Annotated in this window: 19 protein-coding genes; 13 read left to right on the forward strand and 6 right to left on the reverse strand. The window is 65.8% G+C overall.

The window, feature by feature from the left end; genetic code table 11:
• The first annotated feature begins 25 nt into the window (after positions 1-25).
• Positions 26-1732 (forward strand): AarF/ABC1/UbiB kinase family protein, encoded by a 1707-nt coding sequence (locus E3N86_RS02365; protein WP_134511252.1) that lies wholly within the window; start codon positions 26-28, stop codon positions 1730-1732.
• Positions 1733-1967: 235 nt separating this feature from the next.
• Here the strand turns inward: E3N86_RS02365 and E3N86_RS02370 are convergent, their stop codons facing one another.
• Positions 1968-2756, reverse strand: coding sequence for an SDR family oxidoreductase (locus tag E3N86_RS02370; protein WP_134373460.1), 789 nt, complete (start codon positions 2754-2756; stop codon positions 1968-1970).
• A 242-nt stretch (positions 2757-2998) separates the two neighbouring features.
• Here E3N86_RS02370 and E3N86_RS02375 point away from each other — a divergent pair, with 242 nt between their 5' ends.
• From E3N86_RS02375 to E3N86_RS02405, 7 genes are all read left to right on the forward strand, one after another.
• On the forward strand, positions 2999-3640 hold the full coding sequence (locus tag E3N86_RS02375; RefSeq protein ID WP_104101578.1) for an ABC transporter permease: 642 nt from the start codon (positions 2999-3001) through the stop codon (positions 3638-3640).
• A 61-nt stretch (positions 3641-3701) separates the two neighbouring features.
• A complete protein-coding gene (locus E3N86_RS02380) occupies positions 3702-4949 on the forward strand; it encodes an ATP-binding cassette domain-containing protein (RefSeq protein ID WP_104101723.1) in 1248 nt (415 codons plus the stop codon).
• A 107-nt stretch (positions 4950-5056) separates the two neighbouring features.
• Positions 5057-5782, forward strand: coding sequence for an ABC transporter permease (locus E3N86_RS02385; RefSeq protein WP_104101721.1), 726 nt, complete (start codon positions 5057-5059; stop codon positions 5780-5782).
• Positions 5783-6808: a glycine betaine ABC transporter substrate-binding protein gene (locus tag E3N86_RS02390; protein ID WP_134373462.1), complete on the forward strand. Its 1026-nt coding sequence runs from the start codon at positions 5783-5785 to the stop codon at positions 6806-6808.
• Between the two features lie 140 nt (positions 6809-6948).
• Complete coding sequence (locus tag E3N86_RS02395; RefSeq protein ID WP_134373464.1) at positions 6949-7653, forward strand: histidine phosphatase family protein; 705 nt, start codon at positions 6949-6951, stop codon at positions 7651-7653.
• 9 nt (positions 7654-7662) lie between these two features.
• Positions 7663-8235: a DUF3090 domain-containing protein gene (locus E3N86_RS02400; RefSeq protein ID WP_104101569.1), complete on the forward strand. Its 573-nt coding sequence runs from the start codon at positions 7663-7665 to the stop codon at positions 8233-8235.
• Positions 8235-9023 (forward strand): SCO1664 family protein, encoded by a 789-nt coding sequence (locus tag E3N86_RS02405; protein WP_134373466.1) that lies wholly within the window; start codon positions 8235-8237, stop codon positions 9021-9023. Before E3N86_RS02400 ends, E3N86_RS02405 begins: the two co-directional genes overlap by 1 nt.
• Before the next feature lies 1 nt (position 9024).
• On the opposite strand, the gene nrdG is transcribed toward E3N86_RS02405, so the two are convergent.
• Positions 9025-9627: an anaerobic ribonucleoside-triphosphate reductase activating protein gene (gene nrdG / locus E3N86_RS02410; protein ID WP_134373468.1), complete on the reverse strand. Its 603-nt coding sequence runs from the start codon at positions 9625-9627 to the stop codon at positions 9025-9027.
• A complete protein-coding gene (nrdD, locus tag E3N86_RS02415; RefSeq protein WP_134373484.1) occupies positions 9620-11857 on the reverse strand; it encodes an anaerobic ribonucleoside-triphosphate reductase in 2238 nt (745 codons plus the stop codon). The genes nrdG and nrdD overlap by 8 nt, the downstream gene beginning before the upstream one ends.
• Positions 11858-12165: 308 nt before the next feature.
• On the opposite strand from nrdD, the gene E3N86_RS02420 reads away from it, so the two are divergent.
• The 3 genes from E3N86_RS02420 (at position 12166) to arfB (ending at position 15432) form a co-directional block, all read left to right on the forward strand.
• A complete protein-coding gene (locus E3N86_RS02420) occupies positions 12166-13011 on the forward strand; it encodes a pseudouridine synthase (protein ID WP_241985918.1) in 846 nt (281 codons plus the stop codon).
• Positions 13012-13286: 275 nt separating this feature from the next.
• The gene (locus tag E3N86_RS02425) at positions 13287-14879 is read left to right on the forward strand and encodes an HNH endonuclease signature motif containing protein (protein WP_134511254.1); all 1593 of its coding nucleotides are present in this window, start codon (positions 13287-13289) and stop codon (positions 14877-14879) included.
• Between the two features lie 130 nt (positions 14880-15009).
• Entirely contained in the window at positions 15010-15432 is a 423-nt protein-coding gene (gene arfB, locus E3N86_RS02430; protein WP_134374478.1) for an alternative ribosome rescue aminoacyl-tRNA hydrolase ArfB, read from the forward strand.
• Positions 15433-15547: 115 nt separating this feature from the next.
• Here the strand turns inward: arfB and E3N86_RS02435 are convergent, their stop codons facing one another.
• Positions 15548-17431: an FAD-binding monooxygenase gene (locus E3N86_RS02435; RefSeq protein ID WP_134511255.1), complete on the reverse strand. Its 1884-nt coding sequence runs from the start codon at positions 17429-17431 to the stop codon at positions 15548-15550.
• A 227-nt stretch (positions 17432-17658) separates the two neighbouring features.
• Between E3N86_RS02435 and E3N86_RS02440 the strand changes: the two genes are divergently transcribed.
• Positions 17659-17988 (forward strand): HNH endonuclease signature motif containing protein, encoded by a 330-nt coding sequence (locus tag E3N86_RS02440; protein ID WP_241985919.1) that lies wholly within the window; start codon positions 17659-17661, stop codon positions 17986-17988.
• Between the two features lie 284 nt (positions 17989-18272).
• On the opposite strand, the gene E3N86_RS02445 is transcribed toward E3N86_RS02440, so the two are convergent.
• On the reverse strand, positions 18273-18905 hold the full coding sequence (locus tag E3N86_RS02445) for an O-methyltransferase (RefSeq protein WP_104101036.1): 633 nt from the start codon (positions 18903-18905) through the stop codon (positions 18273-18275).
• 86 nt (positions 18906-18991) lie between these two features.
• Between E3N86_RS02445 and E3N86_RS02450 the strand changes: the two genes are divergently transcribed.
• Positions 18992-19372, forward strand: coding sequence for a Sec-independent protein translocase TatB (locus E3N86_RS02450; protein WP_104101037.1), 381 nt, complete (start codon positions 18992-18994; stop codon positions 19370-19372).
• Here E3N86_RS02450 and E3N86_RS16655 read toward each other — a convergent pair.
• Positions 19369-19515, reverse strand: coding sequence for a hypothetical protein (locus E3N86_RS16655; protein ID WP_166784980.1), 147 nt, complete (start codon positions 19513-19515; stop codon positions 19369-19371). The two genes, E3N86_RS02450 and E3N86_RS16655, sit on opposite strands and share 4 nt — an antisense overlap.
• Positions 19516-19681 lie beyond the last annotated feature (166 nt).

Raw genomic sequence — 19681 nt, forward strand, 5'->3', positions numbered from 1 at the left:
AGCACGTCGGCATCACGGAGATCAGATGACCGACGTCGCGGACTTGCGTGCCCGCTACCGCCGGATTTTGCGGTTCGCCGCCCTGTATTTGGCGCAGACGTGGTGTTACGAGGTCCTTCTCCCGCGGGTCGGGCTCGCGCGGGTCGCGGCACGAAGCAGATCGGCGCGACTGCAGCACATCGCGCAGCGCTTCCACGTGCTCGCGGTCGACCTGGGTGGCCTCATGATCAAGGTCGGCCAGTTCATGTCGTCGCGCCTCGACGTGCTGCCGCCGGAGATCACGAAAGAGCTCGAAGGTCTGCAAGACGAGGTTCCGCCGGTGCCCTTTCCGGCGATCCAGGCCGTCGCTGAAGCCGAGCTGGGTGTGACGCTCGAGCGTGCGTTCTCTTACATCGATCCCTCGCCGCTGGCCGCAGCATCCCTCGGTCAGGTGCACCGCGCTCGGCTGTCGGAACTCGATGCCGCCGAGACCGGTCTGCTCGACGTCGTCGTCAAGATTCAGCGGCCGGGCATCAGCGAGATCGTCGAGGTCGACCTCGGCGCTCTCCGACGTGTTGCCCGCTGGCTCAGCCACGTGCGTCTCGTTTCGGATCGCGTCGACATGCCCGCCCTGGTCGAGGAGTTCGCGTTCACGAGTCTTGAGGAGATCGACTACCTGCACGAGGCGGCAAGCGCCGAACGGTTCGAGCGGAACTTCGCAGACGACCCCCGGGTCAGCGTTCCCGAATTGGTGTGGGAGCGCACCACGCGGCGCGTGCTGACCCTCCAAGACGTGACCGCGATCAAGATCAACGACGTCGACGGGCTGAGGGCAGCCGGAATCGACCCGTCAGAAGTTGCCGAGGACTTCGCGGCGGTCATGTTCGACCAGCTCTTCGTCAATGGCTACTTCCACGCCGACCCGCACCCCGGAAACATCTTCGTCACGCCGCTCGCCGCCGGTGTACCCGGAGCGGACCACGGCCGGGCCTGGAAGTTCACCTTCATCGACTTCGGGATGATGGGCGACGTGCCCGATGTCCTGCGTCGGGGCCTGGTGAATCTGCTCATCGCCGCCGCGTCACGGGACGGAAAGGGGATGGTGGACGGCATCCGCGAAGTGGGTGTGCTCCTGCCGTCCGCTGATACCGCCGAACTCGAGCGCGCGATGACGAAGCTGTTCGCCCGTTTCGGCGGGATGGGTTTCGCCGAGTTGCAGGATGTCGACCCGCGCGAGTTCCGCGCCTTCGCCATCGAGTTCGGTGATGTGGTGCGCTCGCTGCCGTTTCAGCTTCCGGAGAACTTTCTGCTCATCGTGCGCGCGATGTCGCTGACCTCGGGAATGTGCAGTTCGCTCGACCCCGCCTTCAATATCTGGAATTCCGTCGAGCCATATTCCGCCCAATTGATCCGCGCCGAGGGCGGGAACGTGGTGCAGGCGACCGCAAAGCAAGTGGCGTCGGTTGCGGCCATCATCGCGCGGCTTCCCCAGCGGCTCGACAGCCTCACGACGCGATTCGACGACGGTACCGTCTCGGTGCAGACTCCCCGGATCGAGCGTCGCTTGGTCATCATCGAGCGAACCGCACGTCAGATCGTCTCGGCAATCCTCTTCGCCGCTCTGCTGATCGGCGGCATTCTGCTTCGTGCCGAAGATGTCGTGCTCGGAACGGTGCTCGTAGCCGTGTCCGCGTTCCCGCTGTTGCACGCCCTCTTCGCCGGGCTATCGGCGCGGCGCGGACCGCTGCTCTAGTCCCGACTGCGTGGAACGCCATTTCGGTTACTGAAATGCCTATGTCTGGTCAGAACGAAAAGCGGGATGCGGGGTTGCCGTCGACCTCGAGGTCACGACGCGCGCCCGGTCGCTCACTTCACCGCGGCGGCGTCAGAAGTGCCCCGCGAGGCGAAAGCCGGCCGATGGTGCCCTGGCCGAATTTGCTCTCGACCTGGCACTGGACCTGACCTTCGGAAAGCCACAGACCGATCGGCTAGCCCCGGGGAAGGAAGATCGAACCGGCAAGTGTGATCACCGTTCTGCGTGGGATGAACGTGACGAGCGATGCGGTGATTCTGTTGCGCGCACCGACAATCACGGACGGCACCGATTTTCTGGCGCTGATGGCAGCCAGGGTCACGTCGACGACATTCGAGGCCGGCACTCGCTTGCCGGGTGACTGCGAACCGGCGATGTCGAAAAACTCAGTGTCGGTGGACCCCGGACTCACCGCGAAAACCCGCACTCCGGTGTTGTGGGTCTCGCCCCAGACGGCCTCGGTGAACGACAGGACGAACGCCTTCGTGGCTGCATAGACCGCCATTCCGGGCACGGGCTGGTACGCCGAGGTGCTGGCGATGTTCACGATAATGCCCGAGTCTCGGGCCACCATGCCCGGCAGGAAGGCAGCCGTCAGGTCGACCAGCGTGCTGACGTTCAGAGCGATTTCCGCGTGAAGGCGGGCTCGGTCTTCGTCGACCAGGCGCGCATTGGTTCCAAAGCCGGCGTTGTTCACGAGAACATCAACGGTGATCTGCTGGTCGAGGAGTTGGTGCTCGACCGCGGCGGCCGCACCGGGCTCGCTCAGGTCCTGCGAAATGACGTGGACGTCGATCCCGTTCTGCTTGCGCAATTCGGATGCGAGAGCCTCCAATTTCTCGGTTCGGCGGGCCACCAGAATGAGGTTCGTCCCCGTCGCGGCGAAGGCTCGGGCGAAGTGACTGCCGATGCCCGAGCTGGCGCCGGTGACGAGGGCGGTCTTGCCTGCGAGATCGAAATTCATTCAGCTGCTTCCTGACGTAAACGGTGTTCACACCCTAGAGGAGCATCCAGTCGGCCAGTCAGGCGCACACCGGTCCGTTATATCTCGCTGCGGCAATAGGGGGGTGGCCGTGCGAGAATGCTCAGCAACCCTCACCGAAGGCTCACAGCCTGCGTCCCCATCCAGTTCGGCATCCGCGCCTCCCATTGCGCCCGTGCCGGTGGCGGTGAATCAGTGTGTTCTCGACTCGAAGAGGTTTTGATGTGTTGGACTTTCTAGGGGATCAGTATGAGCAGATCCTATTCAGCAGTTGGCAGCATTTCAGCCTTGTCGTTCAATGCCTGATCCTGGCGACAGTCATTGCCGTCGTGCTGGCTTCGCTCGTCTACCGCAGTTCCGCGCTCACCGGGATCGCCAACTCGGTGTCGGCCATCGGCCTGACCATCCCGTCGTTTGCCTTCATCGGACTGCTCATCGCGCCGCTCGGCTTCGGTGTCCTTCCGGCCGTCGTCGTGGTGGCGTTCTTCGCCACGCTGCCCATTTTGCGGAACGCGGTCGTGGGCCTGTCGGGTATCGCTCCATCGATCGTGGAATCCGCCCGCGGCATCGGCATGAGCCGGTTTCGCACGCTCCTGCAGGTGGAACTGCCGATCGCCTGGCCGATCATCCTCACGGGCGTTCGGGTATCCGCTCAGATGGTCATGGGTGTCGCCGCGATCGCCGCATACTCCCTCGGCCCGGGCCTGGGTGGATTCATCTTCTCCGGCCTATCCCGACTCGGCGGCGCCAACTCCCTCGAGTCAGTGCTGACGGGCGTCATCGGCGTTGTCGTGCTCGCCCTTATTCTTGATCTCCTTCTCGTCGGCCTCGGCCGCCTGACCACACCTCGAGGTATCCGTGTCTGAGTACATTGCATCCAACCCTGCTGAATCCAGCAGCACCGAAGAATCCGTCACCCCCACCGGCATCACCGGTGCAAGCATCCTGTTGGACCACGTCACCAAGCGGTTCCCCGGCCAGGCGCGCCCCGCCGTCGACGGTCTCACCATGGAGATCCCGGCCGGCAAGATCGTGATGCTCGTCGGTCCCTCGGGCTGCGGCAAGACCACGACACTCAAGATGATCAACCGGCTTATCGAACCGACCGAGGGTCGCATCGTCGTCGATGGCGACGACGTCACCGACATGAACGGCGACACCCTGCGCCGAGGCATCGGCTATGTCATTCAGGCCGGAGGACTTTTCCCGCACATGACAGTCGCCACCAATATCGGCATCGTGCCGAAGATGCTCGGCTGGGACAAGGCCCGCATCGCGGCCCGCGTCGACGAGCTTCTCGAGCTTGTTTCCCTCGACCCGGCGCTTTACCGCGACCGATACCCCAAGGAGCTCTCCGGCGGCCAGCAGCAACGCGTCGGCGTGGCGCGCGCCCTCGCGGCCGACCCGCCCGTGCTTCTGATGGACGAGCCCTTCGGCGCCGTCGACCCGATCACCCGACTGCGCCTGCAGGACGAACTGATCAACATCCAGGAAGAATTGCAGAAGACCATCGTCTGCGTGACCCACGACTTCGACGAGGCCGTCAAGCTCGGCGACTGGATCGCCATCTTCAACGAGGGTGCCCAGCTCGTGCAGTACGACACTCCGGAACGCATCCTCGGCGACCCGGCCAACGAGTTCGTCGAAAACTTCATCGGGTCCGGCGCCGGCCTCAAACAGCTCACCCTGACCCGGGTGGCGGAGGTCAGCCTCAGCGACGCCGTCGTGGGCAAACCCGGTGAACGGGCAGCGGATGTGCTGGCCCGCGTCGTCGAGACCGGCCACGGCCACGCGGTCATCGTTGATGAGCGTCGCCGACCCATCCAGTGGCTCTCCGCGCGCCAGCTCGGCCGCCTCGAGGTCATCAGCGACGTTCCCGACCCGAAACTTCCGCTCGTCGGCAAGCGGGCTACGCTCAATGACGCGCTCGACACGATGCTCGTCTCGAGCGCCGGAGCCGCGCTCGTCACGGGCCGCCGCGACATGTTCAAGGGCGTCATCGACGTTCAAACCGTGATGGACGCCATCACCCGGTCACAGTCCGCTGCCGTGCTTGAGTCAGACCAGGCCCCCGTCGGGCTGAACACCGGCCTGTTCCAGGCGCAGGTGTCTGCCGCCGAGGCAGACCTGATCGAGACCGATCCCAGCGGCGCTGACGCGCGGTCCGTTCAGTGAGTACCCGCACCCCGCATACAGAGGCGGGCCTTGCCGGCGGCGATTCCGCCGTTGAAACGCCGGGCGACCCGACTGCGACCGGCGTACCGGTCAGCCGTGCGCGCACGGTGTGGCGATCCTGGCGGGGACTGGTCTACCAGCTGGCCGGCATCCTGCTCGCGTTCCTGGCGCTCGTGATCTGGCTGCTGACGGCCAACCTGTCGCCGATCGTGCTCACCACCCTCGCTCCCGGCGCGCTCTGGGTCTACACGGTGGAGCATATCCAGCTCACCCTGCTCGCCGCGGTGATCGTGTTGGTCATCGCGATTCCCTTGGGAATCGCCCTGACCCGCAGACCCTTGCGGTTTCTGACCGCTCCGGTGCTCGCCATCGCCAACTTCGGTCAGGCGGCCCCCGCGATCGGCGTCGTCGTGCTGCTCGCGTTCTGGGTCGGCTTCGGCTTCTGGGCCGCGACGCTGAGTCTCGTGCTCTACGCCGCGCTTCCGGTGCTGCGCAACACCATGGTGGGCCTGCAGCAGGTCGACGCCCGCCTCATCGAGGCCGGACGAGGCATGGGCATGAGCTCCGCCGCCGTATTGTTTCGGGTGGAGCTCCCGCTCGCCGTTCCGGTCATGCTGTCGGGCGTGCGCACCGCTCTCGTTCTGCTGGTGGGCACCGCGGCCCTGGCCACGTTCGTCAACGGCGGCGGACTCGGCATCCTGATCACCACGGGCGTCAATCTCAGCCTCACCCCCGTGCTCGTCACCGGAGCGCTGCTCGTGGCTCTGCTCGCCCTGCTCATCGACTGGGTCGGCCGCGTTGTGGAACACATCGCCCGCCCGAAGGGACTCTAGATGTATCGCTCGTCTTCTCGCACCCGCCTCACGTCCCTCGGCCGCTGGGGGGTGGTAGCCGGTCTCCTCGCCCTGTCCGCAGTCGCTCTGACCGGTTGCGGCCTGAAGCCGGCAACCTCGTACGTTCCCGCGGTCGGACCTGGGTCGATCACCCCGCTCGAGGGCGCCGAGGGCGTCGACCTCACGGTCACGTCCAAGAACTTCACGGAGCAGCTACTGCTCGGCAAGATCGCGGTGCTCGCCGGGACCGCCGCGGGATTCGACGTCACAGACCTCAGCAATCTGCCCGGCAGCCAGCCGACCCGCGAGCTGATTCTTTCTGGTCAGGCCGACATGCTCTGGGAATACACCGGAACCGCGTGGCTGACCTACCTCGGTCAGGATGAGTCGATCGCCGACCAAGACAAAATGTGGCAAGCCGTGTATGACATCGACATCCAGAACGGCATCACCTGGGGCGCACCGGCCCCGATGAATAACACCTATGCCCTGGCTGTGCGCAGTGAGGCGGTCGCCGAGCTCGGCGGCATCACGACCATGTCCGAACTCGCCGCGTTGCCGGTGGAGGATCGCACTTTCTGCGTCGAATCCGAATTCAACTCCCGGCCGGATGGCATGAACCCCATGCTCGCCCACTACGGACTCGAACGTGGCGCCGCTGACGGGGTGCCCAATGGCAACATCGGAATCTACGACACCGGTGCGATCTACAGCGCGACCGACGACGGCGCCTGCAACTTCGGCGAGGTTTTCACGACCGACGGTCGACTCGACGCGCTCGACCTCACAGTTCTGATCGACGATCTCGCGTTTTTCCCTGCGTACAACGTCGCGCCGGTCTTCTTCACCGAGTCGATCGAAGCCACCCCCGGCCTGGAAGAGATCTTCGCCCGGATTTCGCCCAAGCTCACCGACGAGGTTCTGCGCGGCATGAACCGTCAGGTTGACGTCGACGGGAAGGAACCCGCTGATGTGGCCTATGCCTGGATGATCGACGAGGGGTTCATCACCGACCCGACCGACTGAGTCACGGAGAGTCCAGCTGACTGCACCGCGTGGACGGTGTCGGCGGTCAGCTTGGAGGACGCGACGTGACATCCGGCTTCCTCAAGCATCAGATCGTCTGGCCGGGCTCCGTTCCCACCCTGCCTGTCTAGGCTGTACCCATGGCCACAGTCATCCTCGTGCGGCACGGCCGCACCACCGCAAATGCCACCGGAATGCTGGCCGGCCGCGCTGCCGGCGTTCGGCTCGACCAGGTCGGGCAGGACCAGGCCGCCCTCACGGCCAAGCGCCTGGCCGTGGTGCCGCTGGTCGGCGTGGTGTCGAGTCCTCTGGAGCGCTGCCGGCAGACATCTCAGTTCATCCTGGATCAGCAGGCCGGCTCGCTCGTGACGCCGGTGGAGGAAGACATCACCGAGTGCGATTACGGTGAGTGGCAGGGCCAAGCCCTCGGCGATCTCGCCAAGGAGAAGCTCTGGTCGTCAGTGCAGTCTCAGCCGTCGGCCGTCACCTTTCCCGGCGGAGAGTCGATGGCGACCATGCAGGCCCGGTCGGTCGCGGCCATCCGTCGTCACGATGCGGCGTTCGAGGCCGAGCACGGTCCGGGCGCGGTGTGGGTGGCGGTCAGCCACGGCGACATCATCAAGTCCGTTCTGGCCGATGCGCTCGGCATGCACCTCGACCTCTTTCAGCGCATCAACGTGGGTCCGGCATCCGTTTCGATCGTGCGCTTCGGCACCAGCCGGCCGAGCGTGCACGCCATCAACACGGATGCCGGCGACCTCGCCTGGCTCGGCGCCAGCGCCCCTCTGGCCGACGCGCCGGTGGGTGGCGGGGCTGGTCAGGCGCCGCACACGACGGTCGCCTAAAATACCCACATGCCCACAATCGTCCATGAGTTTGCCTGGCCGGATCGTGTCGTCATCGGCACCGTCGGTCCGCCTGGTTCTCGCACGTTCTACCTGCAGGTGCGCACCGGAGCTCAGATTGTGAGCATCGCCCTGGAGAAACAACAATCCGCGCTGCTCGCCGAGAAAATCGATGAGATGCTCGACCAGCTGATGAGCCATGAGGGCAACCCGTTCAGCATCCCAAGCACTACCCCCGTCGAACTCGTCGACAACGAGCCGCTGGATCAGCCCGTCGCGGAGGAATTCCGCACCGGCGGGATGAGCCTGGGCTGGGACCCCTCGACCGTGCAGGTTGTGCTTGAGGCCTATCCGCTCGTGGAAGTCGATCCGGCCAGTGACGACGTGCCCGACGAGGATCTGCTCGACGCGATCATGCAGGAGCCGGCGGAGATGCTCCTGGTACGGATGCCCGTCGGTACCGCCCGGGCCTTCGCCAAGCGCACGCGCGAGGTGGTGGGGGCCGGCCGCCCCCTCTGCCCGCTCTGCGGCAACCCCATCGACGCCGACGGACACACCTGCACCCTCCCCGGCAGCCCCTGATGCACGATGCCGCCCTCGACGGTGAGCTCGACGGCGAGCTCGACGGTGAGCTCGAGCTCACGGGACGCATCACGACGGCCTCGAACGCGACCTTCCTCGGCACTATCGGCGGATTCACGGTGGTCTACAAGCCCATCGCCGGCGAGAATCCATTGTGGGACTTTCCCGACGGCAACCTCGCCAACCGCGAGGCCGCGGCCTACCTGGTCTCGCAGGCCTTCGGCTGGAACGTCGTGCCTCGGACCTGGCTGCGGGGTGGCCCGATGGGCCGGGGGATGGTGCAGCTGTGGCAGCATACCGATCCCGATCAGGATGCCGTCGACCTCGTCCCGTGGGAAGCCGCGCCGACCCCGGGCTGGCGTCGCGTCTTCGACGGCCGGGACGAGCACAATCGTGCGGTGACCCTCATCCATGAGGACTCGGCCGCGATGCGACGCATGGCCGTGTTCGACGTAATCGTGAACAACGCCGATCGCAAGGGCGACCACATCCTGGCGATGCCGGACGGGCACCGTCACGGCATCGACCACGGCCTCACCTTTCACGTCGACCATAAGTTGCGCACTGTGCTCTGGGGCTGGCTGGGCGACGAGCTCATCGCCGACGAGCTGGACGGGATCGACCGGGTCAGTGCGCAGCTGACCGGCGAGCTCGGCGACATCCTTGCCGGGTTGCTCACCGACGCCGAGATCGCCGCACTGGCTGCACGCTGCGACCGGTTGCGCTCTGGAGGGCGGTTCCCTGCGCCGCGCGGCGACATGCCCGCGGTGCCCTGGCCGCTGTTCTGACCTAGATCAGGTTCCGTTTCTCGATCTGTTCGAAGGTGCCGGTCGCGTCCGTGAGCCCGCCCCACAGCGTCACCTGTCCACTGGCCAGGGACTCCTGAACGTCGATGATCCGCTGGTTGCTGCTCCCCCGGAACTGCAGTTTGAGGTCGCGCTTGGCCAGTTCGAACCGACCGTCGACCAGAACGTCGATCGTGCCGAGAAGGGCCAGCTTGTCCGCACTCTCCCGCAAAAGTTCTTCGAACGTGTAGCCGGTCCAGCACCACACATCCTTCGACGTGCCGAGCTCCCGGCGCACGCGGTCGAGGAGGGCCAGGCACACCCCTGTGTTGAGGAACGGCTCCCCGCCGAGGAGGGTGAGGCCCTGTACGTACTCCTGGCCGAGATCGGCCAGGATCCGATCCTCAAGTTCCTGGGTGTACGGCTGCCCGTAGCGAAAACTCCAGGTGGCCTGGTTGAAACAGCCCTCACAGGCGAACAGGCAACCGGACAGGTACAGGCTGCACCGCACCCCCTCGCCGTCGACGAAGACGAAGGGCTTGTAGTCGCCGACGTACCGCTGGCTCAGTTTCTCCGACAGCCACTCGCCGGGCCGGGGGTTACGCATCCACGGCGACGGATGCCGCGGCATCCGCCCCACGGATGCCGGTGGTGCCCGGCATGTGCTTGACCCGGGAGGTGATCTCGGTGTGCCGGCCGTGCACCATCGGGCGGGCCTGCGGGTTGCCGAGGTAGCCACAGGTGCGCTTGACGACATCGCAGGTCATCGGGTCGGCGTTGTGGCACTCGGGGCACTCGAACCCACGCGGGGTGGCGTCGAAGTCGCCCGAGAAGCCACAGGCGTAGCACCGGTCGATCGGAGTGTTGGTGCCCAGATAGCCGACGCGATCGTAGGAGTAGTCCCATACCGCCTCGAGTGCCTTGGGGTTCTGCTGCAGGATCGGGTATTCGCAGTAGTGGATGAACCCGCCGGAGGAGTACGCCGGGTAGACCTTCTCGAAGTCCAGCTTCTCGAACGGCGTCGGGCTCTTGCGCACGTCGTAGTGGAAGCTGTTGGTGTAGTAGTCCTTGTCGGTGAGGTTTGCCACGGCGCCGAACTTCGCGGTGTCGAGTCGGCAGAACCGGTCGGTCAGGCTCTCGCTCGGCGTCGAGTACACGCTGAACTGGTAGCCGTACTCGGTGCTCCATTCCTGGGTGCGCCCATGGAGCGTGCGCAGGATCTCGACGGTGAAGTCCTTCGCCTCGGGATTGGACTCCCAGTCACCGCCGTAAAAGGCCGCGGCCACCTCGTAGAGGCCGATGTAGCCGAGGGAAACGGTGGCGCGCTTGTTCTTGAAGAGGGTGTCGACGGGCTGACCGGCATTCAGGTGTTGGCCGAAGGCGCCGTAGATGTAGAGGATCGGGGCGTTCTCCGGGGTCGCTTCCTTGCACCGGTCGATTCTGAAGAGCAGGGCGTCGCGCGCCGTGCTCACCCGTTCGGCAAGGATGCTCCAGAACTTGTCCTTGTCGCCGGCGGCCTCGAGGGCGATCCGGGGCAAGTTGAGCGTCACGACTCCGAGATTCATCCGACCCTCGGAGACGTCGTTGCCCTGCTCGTCGGTCCAGCCCTGCAGGAACGAGCGGCAGCCCATCGGTACCTTGAAGCTGCCGGTGAGTTCGACGATCTTGTCGTAGTTGAGGATGTCGGGATACATGCGTTTGGTGGAACATTCCAGCGCAAGCTGCTTGATGTCGTAATTCGGGTCGTTCGGTGCAAGGTTGAGGCCGCGCTTGATGGTGAAGATCAGTTTCGGGAAAATTGCCGTGCGCTTCTCACTGCCGAGCCCCTCGATCCGGATCTGTAGGATCGCCTTCTGGATTTCTCGCTCGAACCAGCTGGTGCCGAGGCCGAAGCCCAGGGAGGTGAAGGGGGTCTGCCCGTTCGAGGTGAACAGGGTGTTGATCTCGTATTCGAGACTCTGCATCGCGTCGTAGATGTCCTTGAGGGTCTTCTCCTCGGCATAGGACCGGTGCTGCGACTTATCCGCGATCCACTTGCTTGCGTCGATCAGGTGCTTTTCGAGGTTCTTCTCGGCGTAGGGGGCGAGAACTTCGTCGATGCGGTTCCCCGAGCATCCGCCGTACTGGCTCGACGACACGTTGGCGATGATCTGCGAGATCTGGGCCGTCGCCGTCTGGATCGACCGGGGCGGGTTGACGTCGGCGTTGCCGATTCGGAAGCCCTGGCTCAGCATCGTCGTGAAGTCGATCAGGCAGCAGTTCGTCATCGGCGCGTAGGGGTGGTAGTCGAGGTCGTGGAAGTGCAGGTCGCCCTTCTGGTGGGCGTTGGCGACGTGCGGGGGCAGCATCTTCAGGCCGATGGCCTTGCCCACCGCGCCGGCGGTCAGGTCGCGCTGGGTGTTGAAGACGTCGCTGTCCTTGTTGGCGTTCTCGTTGACGACCGACTCGTCTTTGCTGATCAGTTTTATGATCGAGTGGTTGATGTCGGTGGCCTTGCTGCGGGCGAAGTCCCGCTGGATGCGGTAGTTGATGTAGGCCTCGGCGGCGTCGTACTCCTTGCTGTCCAGCAGGGCGTGTTCCACGATGTTCTGCACCTCGTAGATCTTGATGTCGACCGCGAAGCGCGAGGCGATCTCGCGGTCGACGCGAGCGACCAGGTCACGGATGGTGCGGTGCGTGAGCGGGGTCAACTCGCCGTTCACCTCGGTGAAGCTCTTGGCCAGTGCCGCGTAGATGCGGGCGTTGTCGAAGGCGAGCAGGCGGCCGTCCCGTTTGGCCACCATGAGCGCGCTCAGAGCATGCTCGGTCGTGAGGTTTCCTGCGCCGGGATTTTCCATTTTCAGCACGCGCTGCCATCTCCTTGGGTCGGTACCCACGGCAATCGGGCGGGACGCTGAGTCGGGCGAAAGAACCACATCTAGTGGTTGGGGTGCGATTCACATACTACCTGTAGGGTTTCGCAGTCATGTGCTTCGGCTCGCCGCCGGTGTCTCCGAGTTGGTGGGGCGGTTGCCGGGCGGCGTACGATCGGTGAATGCCACCGCCCTCCCCGTTGCCACAGCGCCACGGGCTTGACGCTGCCTGGGTATGCACGCCGGATGGGGGCCGGGCCGGGCCGCATCCGTGGCCGACCATGGGTGCGTGGTTGCTCGAGCGACTCGCCGAGTTCGTCGATGTCGCCGGGTTTCTGGCCGGGGAACGCTTCGCCTATCAGTCGGGCGCGCTGGTCGTGGGCAGCGACCTCTATGGCCCGCGTACCTTTGTCTGGTTTCATCGCGATCTCGCCGATGAGACAGCCGTGCCCGGGACCATACACGTGGTGCATCGGGATGCCCGACTCATCGTGATCGACAAGCCGGCCTTCCTCTCGACCATTCCGCGCGGCCGACACGTTGTACAGAGTGTGGTGGTGCGCTTGCGCGCCGAGTTGGGACTTCCCGAGCTCTCGCCGTTGCATCGCCTGGATCGGGTGACATCGGGCCTCGTGGTTCTGGCGACGGAGCGGCGCTGGCGTGGGGAGTATCAATCGATGTTCCAACGCGGCGAGGTCGAAAAGACCTATCGGGCGCTGGCCCCGCTGCGGCCGGATCTGGATTTGCCCGTCACCGTGCGCAACCACCTCACGAGCAGGCGCGGCCACTGGCAAGCCGAGGTGACCGACGACCCGGCCAATGCCGAGTCGCTGATCGAGCTGGAGACCGTTCTGCAGCACACGGGCGTCTATCGGCTGACGCCGCGCACCGGAAAGACCCATCAGCTGCGAATGCACATGCTGGGCCTAGGGATCCCCATCATCGATGACCCGGTGTACCCGGTCGTTCAGGATGTCGCACTCGACGATTTCACCCGCCCGCTGCAGCTCCTGGCGAGCGAGGTGACCTTCACCGATCCGATCGACGGGGAGTTGCGCCGCTTCGAGAGCGTCCGGGCGCTTCCGCTGCAGGCTGAGGTTGCTGTTGCTGTTGCTGGGGCTGCTGCTGGCTCAGCCTGAAGGCGCCCCAACCTCCCGACCCATCGCGAAGCATCCGCTGCCGGCCCCCGGCCGAACGAATTCGACGGAGATTTTGCTCAGAACCGGCCCACAGCATCCTTTTGGCTCGAAATCGGTAAAATCTCCGTCGAATTCGTTAGGGAGCCCGCGGTGCCTGAGGCGCGCACCGACGGATGCACGTGGTCGGCCAACCACGGCACCGCGCCGACCGAATTACTTTCTATACTCGTGCAGAACCTCTTGACTTATTATTAGTACACATCTACTATTAAGGTATGGCTGGAGCCCCCACTCCGCACCACCCCACCGCCTCACCGCAGGCGGTGCCTTCCCTCGCGCAGGCACCCCTCGCGCAGGCACCCTTCGCGCAGTCACCCCGTGCACAGTCACCCCTCGTGCAGCAGCTGCAGCAGGCCCGTGACCTGGCCGCAGCCGTGCTCGACTCGGTGTCTTTCTCCCTCCTGGGCGAGGCGGACGCGATGATGGTGCTGGGCATGGTTGAAGACCTCGGCCGTCGGGTCGATGCGGCCAGGGTTGCCTCCGCCGCCGACATTTCGGTGCGGTCTCGGCGTATCCTGGGCCACGAGTCCCTGGCGTATAAGAACGGGGCTAGCAGCGGCATCGACCTGATCACTCGCCTGACCCGCGTCTCTTCCCGGGAGGCGAATCGGCGGGTGCGCCTGGGCGAGAACGTGACCCCGCGCCGGGCGGGCACCAGCATGTTGCCGCCCTACTACCCGGCCGTGGCCGATTCCCTCACCGCCGGGGACCTCGGCGTGGACGCGGCCGAGAACATCGTCACCGCCCTCGACCAGGTCGCGGCCCGGGTCGCGCCCGACGAGCTCGGCACTGCCGAACGTGCCCTGGTGGCCAGTGCCACCGGCGCCGTCACCGACGACACCCGCGGCCTGCCCGGGGAGGGGTTCGCGTTCCCTGCGGACCTGGTGCGGGGCATGGCGGGGCAGTGGCAGGCCCGCCTCGATCCCGACGGCACCGCCCCCAACGAGCCCGTCGCCGAAGCCCGCAGCACCGTCGGCTTCGGGCTCTTCCGCGACGGCCTCTACCCGCTCCGCGGCGGAGTCACGCCGGAGCTCCGCGGCATCATGAACGCCATCTTCGACACGTACCTCTCCGCTCACGCGGCGCCCGCATTCCCCACGGCCAAGGAACAAGCGCGCATGGCGGCCGGGCAGCTGATCCCGGGGGCGGAGGCCGCGGCCCTCAGCGACGACCGTATCGGTGGTCAGAAACGCGCCGACATCCTCCGTGGTGTGTTCGAAGCCGCCACCCGTGACGCGGGGACCCCGACCATGGGCGGCGCCGCCCCCACCGTCATGATCCACGTCAACCAGGCCGACCTTACCGCGGGCCGCGGGGTGGGTTGGATCGACGGCGTCGAAGCGCCGATCTCGCTGACAAGTGTGAAGCAGGCGCTCTGCGCCGGTGGTTTTCAGGAGATCCGGTTCGGGCCGCACAACAAGGTGCTCAGCCTCAGCACCGAGAATCGTTTCTTCAACCGGGCCCAACGCCGCGCCATCAGCGCCCGCGACGGCGGCTGCACCATCCCGGGGTGCACCGTGCCCGCCGCCTGGTGCGAAGTACACCACGTCACCCCCTGGCACCGCGGCGGAAAAACCGAGATCGACAACGGGGTCCTGCTCTGCTGGTACCACCACCACAGCATCGACACCTCCGGCTGGGACATCCGCATGATCCGCGGCACACCCGAAGTCAGGGCACCCTACTGCTTCGACCCCACCCGCACCTGGCGGCCTGGGGGAGGGAACCCGGCCAGCCGCTCACCGGTCTCGGCGGGCTCGACCAGCGTCAACGTGCCTTCCCGAAATCGGGTCACCACCGCCTCCTAGGAACGTGGCTTCGTCCGCCACCACCCGGGCGCACAGTGCCCCCACAGTTCGACAGGCGCGATCACGGTGCTGTTTGGCCACCGGAGCACTCCAGCCGACACCAACCCCAAGATCGTGTCACGCTGGTCACATGGATCTGGAGGTGTCGCCCGCGCTGATTATTCCCGAGCGCGAACTCGGCTGGCGGTTCTCGCGGTCGTCAGGGCCGGGCGGCCAGCACGTGAACACCTCCGACAGCCGCGTCGAGCTCATCTGGAGCGTTGCCGAGTCGGAGAAGCTTTCCGACGACCAGCGGATGCGCCTGCTCGCCCGCCTCGCCAAACGCCTCGTCGACGGGGCGATCACCGTGACCGCGTCCGAGCGGCGCTCCCAGCTGCGCAACCGCGAGCTCGCTTTGGCGAAGCTCGCCGACATCGTGGCCGCGGGCCTGGCTCCCGATGCGCCCATCCGCCGGCCGACCAAACCCACTCGTGGTTCGGGCCGAAGGCACCTCGCCGCGAAGCAACAGCGGTCGGCCACCAAGAAGCAGCGGCAGAGGCCGTCCGCCGACTAGCTGCGAGAGCGGGTGAATCGTCGAACAGCGCAGCTCAAAGCGACGAGTCACCCGTTCTCGCTGCCTGAGGTGTCCGCAGGAGCGGCTAACGCAGGAGCGGCTAACGCAGGAGCGGCTACCGCACCAGCAACATCTGTCGGAAGAACGCCGCGAGCTCAGCGGTCGCGGTCAGCGGCAGCACGTTGGCCACATACATGTCCGGGCGCACCACCACGACGGCACCGCCGCGGTCGATCCCGCGCAGCTCGAAGATGTCGTGCGCCGGGTCGGTTGCATAGAGCTTTTCGTAGTCGATCAGCTCAAAGGGTCCTCTTATCGGCAGGAAAACGCCCGGAACCCGGCCGATGTCCACCCCGGTGTGCTCTTGCTGGTAGACCACTTTGACGTCGAAGACACTGTCGATGTCGCTCCCGGTAGGGGTGTACGCGAGCAGCGGCGACTCGAGTGAGGTGCGAATCCACTCGGCCCACTCGGTCAGCGCCGAGGCATCGCCGGACACAGCGGCATCCGCGAACGCGTACAGGCGCCACCGGCCGTCGGCGCGGTGGTGGTGTCCGAGCTGCACGGGGTTGGCGTCGCCGACGCGCACCACCGGGGCGGACTTAAAGCGCTTGCCGAGCGGGAATCCCGTGGCGAGGTGCTGGTGTGTTGCCTCGCCGGTCAGCATCGACGGCGGGTATTCCGTCATGAAACCCGACGGGAACTCGGCCGTCTTCGTATAGAACTCCTCCAGTGGAACTTCCAGGTCCTCCGACTTCGTCGCCATCAGGGTCGACCAGGTCTTGTCGAAATCGATCAGGTTCTTTGCGATGACCTGGCGCTCGGCAGAGTAGGTACCGAGCAGGGATTCGGGGCTGCGGCCTTCGATCACGTAGCCGAGTTTCCAGGCCAGGTTGAAGCCGTCCTGCATCGACACGTTCATGCCCTGGCCGGCCTTGGCGCTATGCGTGTGGCAGGCGTCCCCGGTGATGAACACCCGCGGGGTGCGTGTGCCGATCTCGTGGGGGAGGAGGTCGTCGAACCGATCGGTGAGACGATGGGCGACCTCGTACACGCTGTGCCAGGCGACATTCTTCACGTCGAGGGTATACGGGTGGAGGATGCCGTTGGCCTTCGCGATGATCTCCTCGATCGTCGTCGTGCGCACTGCCCCGTTGTCGTCAGCGGCCACCTCGCCGAGATCCACATACATGCGGAATAGGTATCCGCCCTCGCGCGGGATGAGCAGGATGTTGCCGCCGGATTCGGATTGGATCGCGCACTTCATGCGGATGTCCGGGAAGTCGGTGACCGCGAGCACGTCCATAACGCCCCAGGCGTGGAATGCCTGGTCGCCGGCGAGCGTACAGCCGATCGAGTCGCGCACAGCGCTGCGGGCACCGTCGGCGCCCACCACGTACTTGGCGTGCACGACGCGTTCCTGGCCCTGCTTCTCCCCGGTGGTGTGCATGAGCGTCACCGTGACGGGATACTCGCCCTCGTCGGTGTTCTCCAGGCTGCGGAAGTCGAAGCCGAAATCCGGCTCCATTCGCGTGGGGGAGTGCGCCATCACTTCGGCGAAGTAGTCGAGAACACGCGCCTGGTTGACGATCAGGTGCGGGAATTCGCTGATGCCGGTGGGGTCGTCCACGGCACGGGCCGAACGGATGATGCGGGTCACGTCGGCGGGGTCCGGTGTCCAGAAGGCCATTTCGGTGATGCGGTAGGCCTCGGCGATGATGCGTTCCGCGAAACCGAACGCGTGGAAGGTCTCGACGCTGCGGGCCTGGATGCCGTCGGCTTGCCCGATTGCAAGGCGCTTACCGCGGCGCTCGACGATGCGGGTCGTGATACCGGGGAACTGGGAGAGTTGCGCGGCGGTGATCATGCCGGCTGGGCCCGTTCCGACGATGAGAACGTCGACGTTCTCGGGGAGCTCGCCCGGGCGATTGAGGCCGACCCCGGCGGCATCCTGGATGCGGGGATCGGTGGACACGTATCCGTGGTGGTGAAACTGCACGGCTTCCTCACTTCTTTGTGGGCTCTGCGTGGGTGAATCGGACGTCACTGTCGTGGCGTGCATGTCCTGACGTGTTCGATAATCGAACACAAAGTTCTATTATCGCTTCTCGGATCATATATCATCCGGCTGGCCAGGACTAGATGAGAGGCGGCGAACCAATTCGACGGAGATTCTGGCTCTCCTGCTGCTTCTGTGGGTTAAACCCGGCCGGGGAGCACTGGTTTGTGGCCGCCGAGGCTGAGCATGGCGAGGGCGATGAGGGCGTCNTCATTCCCGGCTGCACCGTGCCCGCCGCCTGGTGCGAAGTACACCACGTGATCCCCTGGCACCGCGGCGGAAAAACCGAGATCGACAACGGGGTCCTCCTGTGCTGGTACCACCACCACAGCATTGACACCTCCGGCTGGGACATCCGCATGATCCGGGGCATACCCGAAGTCAGGGCACCCTACTGCTTCGACCCGACCCGCACCTGGCGGGCCGCGGAAGGGAACCCGGCCAACCGGGCACGGGCACGGTCTCGGCCTCGGCAGGCTCGACCAACGTCAGGGTGAGTCCCCGGGATCGGGTCACCGGTCTCGGCCGGCTCGACCGACGTCAGCTTAAATCCCCGGCCGCGAGCGACCTGAGCCCGGTGGTCGAGGTCGTCGAAACCAGGCGGGCCATCTTCCGAACCCGGCCCGGGGCATCCGTTAGCGCGGGCGGCGACAACGGATGCCGGTGTGTGGGCCTCCGGAGCCGGCGCACCGGGTCTCGACAGGCTCGACGACCGACAGGCTCGACGACCGACAGACTCGACCACCGATCGGCTCGACCACCGGAGGGTGTGCTCGACCGTCTAGGCGCGGAGCTTGGTGATCTGCAGCAGGCCGTCGCCCACAGGGGAGAGGGCACTGATGACTGCGGTGGACGAGGCGATGACGGTCAACAGGGTGCGGAAGCCGGTCGCCACATCGTCGCGCTGGGCCGGGTTGGCCACGCGGCCGCGCCAGAGCGCGTGGGCCACGAGCACGGTTCCGCCCGGGCGGGCCAGGCGCAGAGCATGCTCGACATACTCGATCACACACTGCGGATCGGCGTCGACGAACACAATGTCGTAGGAGTTCTCGTTCATGCGCGGCAGTACATCCGCTGCCCGGCCCGTGATCAGGCGTACCCGGTTCGCGGGGATGCCGGCTTCGGCGAAGTTGGCTTTGGCGTGCTGCTGGTGGTCGACCTCGGTGTCGATCGAGGTGAGGGTGGCGCCGGGGGCGCCGGTGAGCAGCCAGATGCCGGAGACGCCGGCACCGGTGCCGACCTCGAGAATGCTCCGGGCCCCGGTGGCGGCCGCGATCACGGCCGATTGAGCGCCGACCGCCGGAGAAATCGCGTCGATTCCGAGTTCGAGGGACTGCTGTCTGGCCCGCGCCACAGCGTCGGACTCCACGACTGAGTCGTCGGAGAATTTCCAGTTCAGATCTTTGTCAGACACAGCGCAACTCCAGTAGATGAATGGGTCAAGCCTAAGGGGGGCCGGGCATGGTCCGGGGAGGCCTCGCCGGGGGTTATTCTGGGGGAATGTTCGGTTTGACCTTCGAGAAGATATTACTGATCGGGATTGTCGCCGTCTTCCTGCTCGGACCCGAACGGCTTCCCCACTATGCCGCCCAGCTCGCCCGTCTCGTGAAGCAGCTCCGCAACCTGGCCAACGGGGCCAAAGACCGGATGCGGGACGAGATGGGCCCGGATTTCGACGACGTCGACTGGAAGAAACTCGACCCGCGTCAGTATGACCCGCGCCGCATCATCCGTGAAGCTCTCACCGACGAAGACGAGCTGAAAGGCCAATCGGCGACCGTGTCGCGGGCGGTGCCGAACCCCGACGGCGCCTATCTGCAACGCAAGCGCGCCAGGGAGGCCGCCACGCTGCCGGCGCCCTTCGACTCCGAAGCCACTTAGCCACTTAGCCACGCAGCCACGAAGCCACGCGGCCAAACGAACCAGGTGACGAGCACACCGGACGCGGCGTATTCGAGCTGGCGGACGTCGGGAACGGGTACGTTGGGCAGGTCGGGCAGGTCGGGCACGTAGGCCCGCGACACGGTCCGAGTGCGCTCGGATCGTGTTCCCGACCGCTGCGATGACCTCGCCGGACAGCCCGAATGACGAGAAGTCCTCGTCGACCACGATCAGGCGCCCGGCCGGAAAGAGCGATGCGCGAAAGGTCCCCTGGTTGGCCGCACCCTCGCCGGTGTCCGCCACGGCCAC

Origin of the sequence: Cryobacterium sp. Hz7, assembly GCF_004402815.1 — a bacterium.
GTDB lineage: Bacteria > Actinomycetota > Actinomycetes > Actinomycetales > Microbacteriaceae > Cryobacterium > Cryobacterium sandaracinum.

Coding starts and splice junctions, on each gene's coding strand:
- E3N86_RS02365 (WP_134511252.1), top strand. CDS start 26: ATGACCGACGTCGCGGACTTGCGTGCCCGCTACCGCCGGATTTTGCGG.
- E3N86_RS02370 (WP_134373460.1), bottom strand. CDS start 2,756: ATGAATTTCGATCTCGCAGGCAAGACCGCCCTCGTCACCGGCGCCAGC.
- E3N86_RS02390 (WP_134373462.1), top strand. CDS start 5,783: ATGTATCGCTCGTCTTCTCGCACCCGCCTCACGTCCCTCGGCCGCTGG.
- E3N86_RS02395 (WP_134373464.1), top strand. CDS start 6,949: ATGGCCACAGTCATCCTCGTGCGGCACGGCCGCACCACCGCAAATGCC.
- E3N86_RS02400 (WP_104101569.1), top strand. CDS start 7,663: ATGCCCACAATCGTCCATGAGTTTGCCTGGCCGGATCGTGTCGTCATC.
- E3N86_RS02405 (WP_134373466.1), top strand. CDS start 8,235: ATGCACGATGCCGCCCTCGACGGTGAGCTCGACGGCGAGCTCGACGGT.
- nrdG (WP_134373468.1), bottom strand. CDS start 9,627: ATGCGTAACCCCCGGCCCGGCGAGTGGCTGTCGGAGAAACTGAGCCAG.
- nrdD (WP_134373484.1), bottom strand. CDS start 11,857: ATGGAAAATCCCGGCGCAGGAAACCTCACGACCGAGCATGCTCTGAGC.
- E3N86_RS02425 (WP_134511254.1), top strand. CDS start 13,287: ATGGCTGGAGCCCCCACTCCGCACCACCCCACCGCCTCACCGCAGGCG.
- arfB (WP_134374478.1), top strand. CDS start 15,010: ATGGATCTGGAGGTGTCGCCCGCGCTGATTATTCCCGAGCGCGAACTC.
- E3N86_RS02450 (WP_104101037.1), top strand. CDS start 18,992: ATGTTCGGTTTGACCTTCGAGAAGATATTACTGATCGGGATTGTCGCC.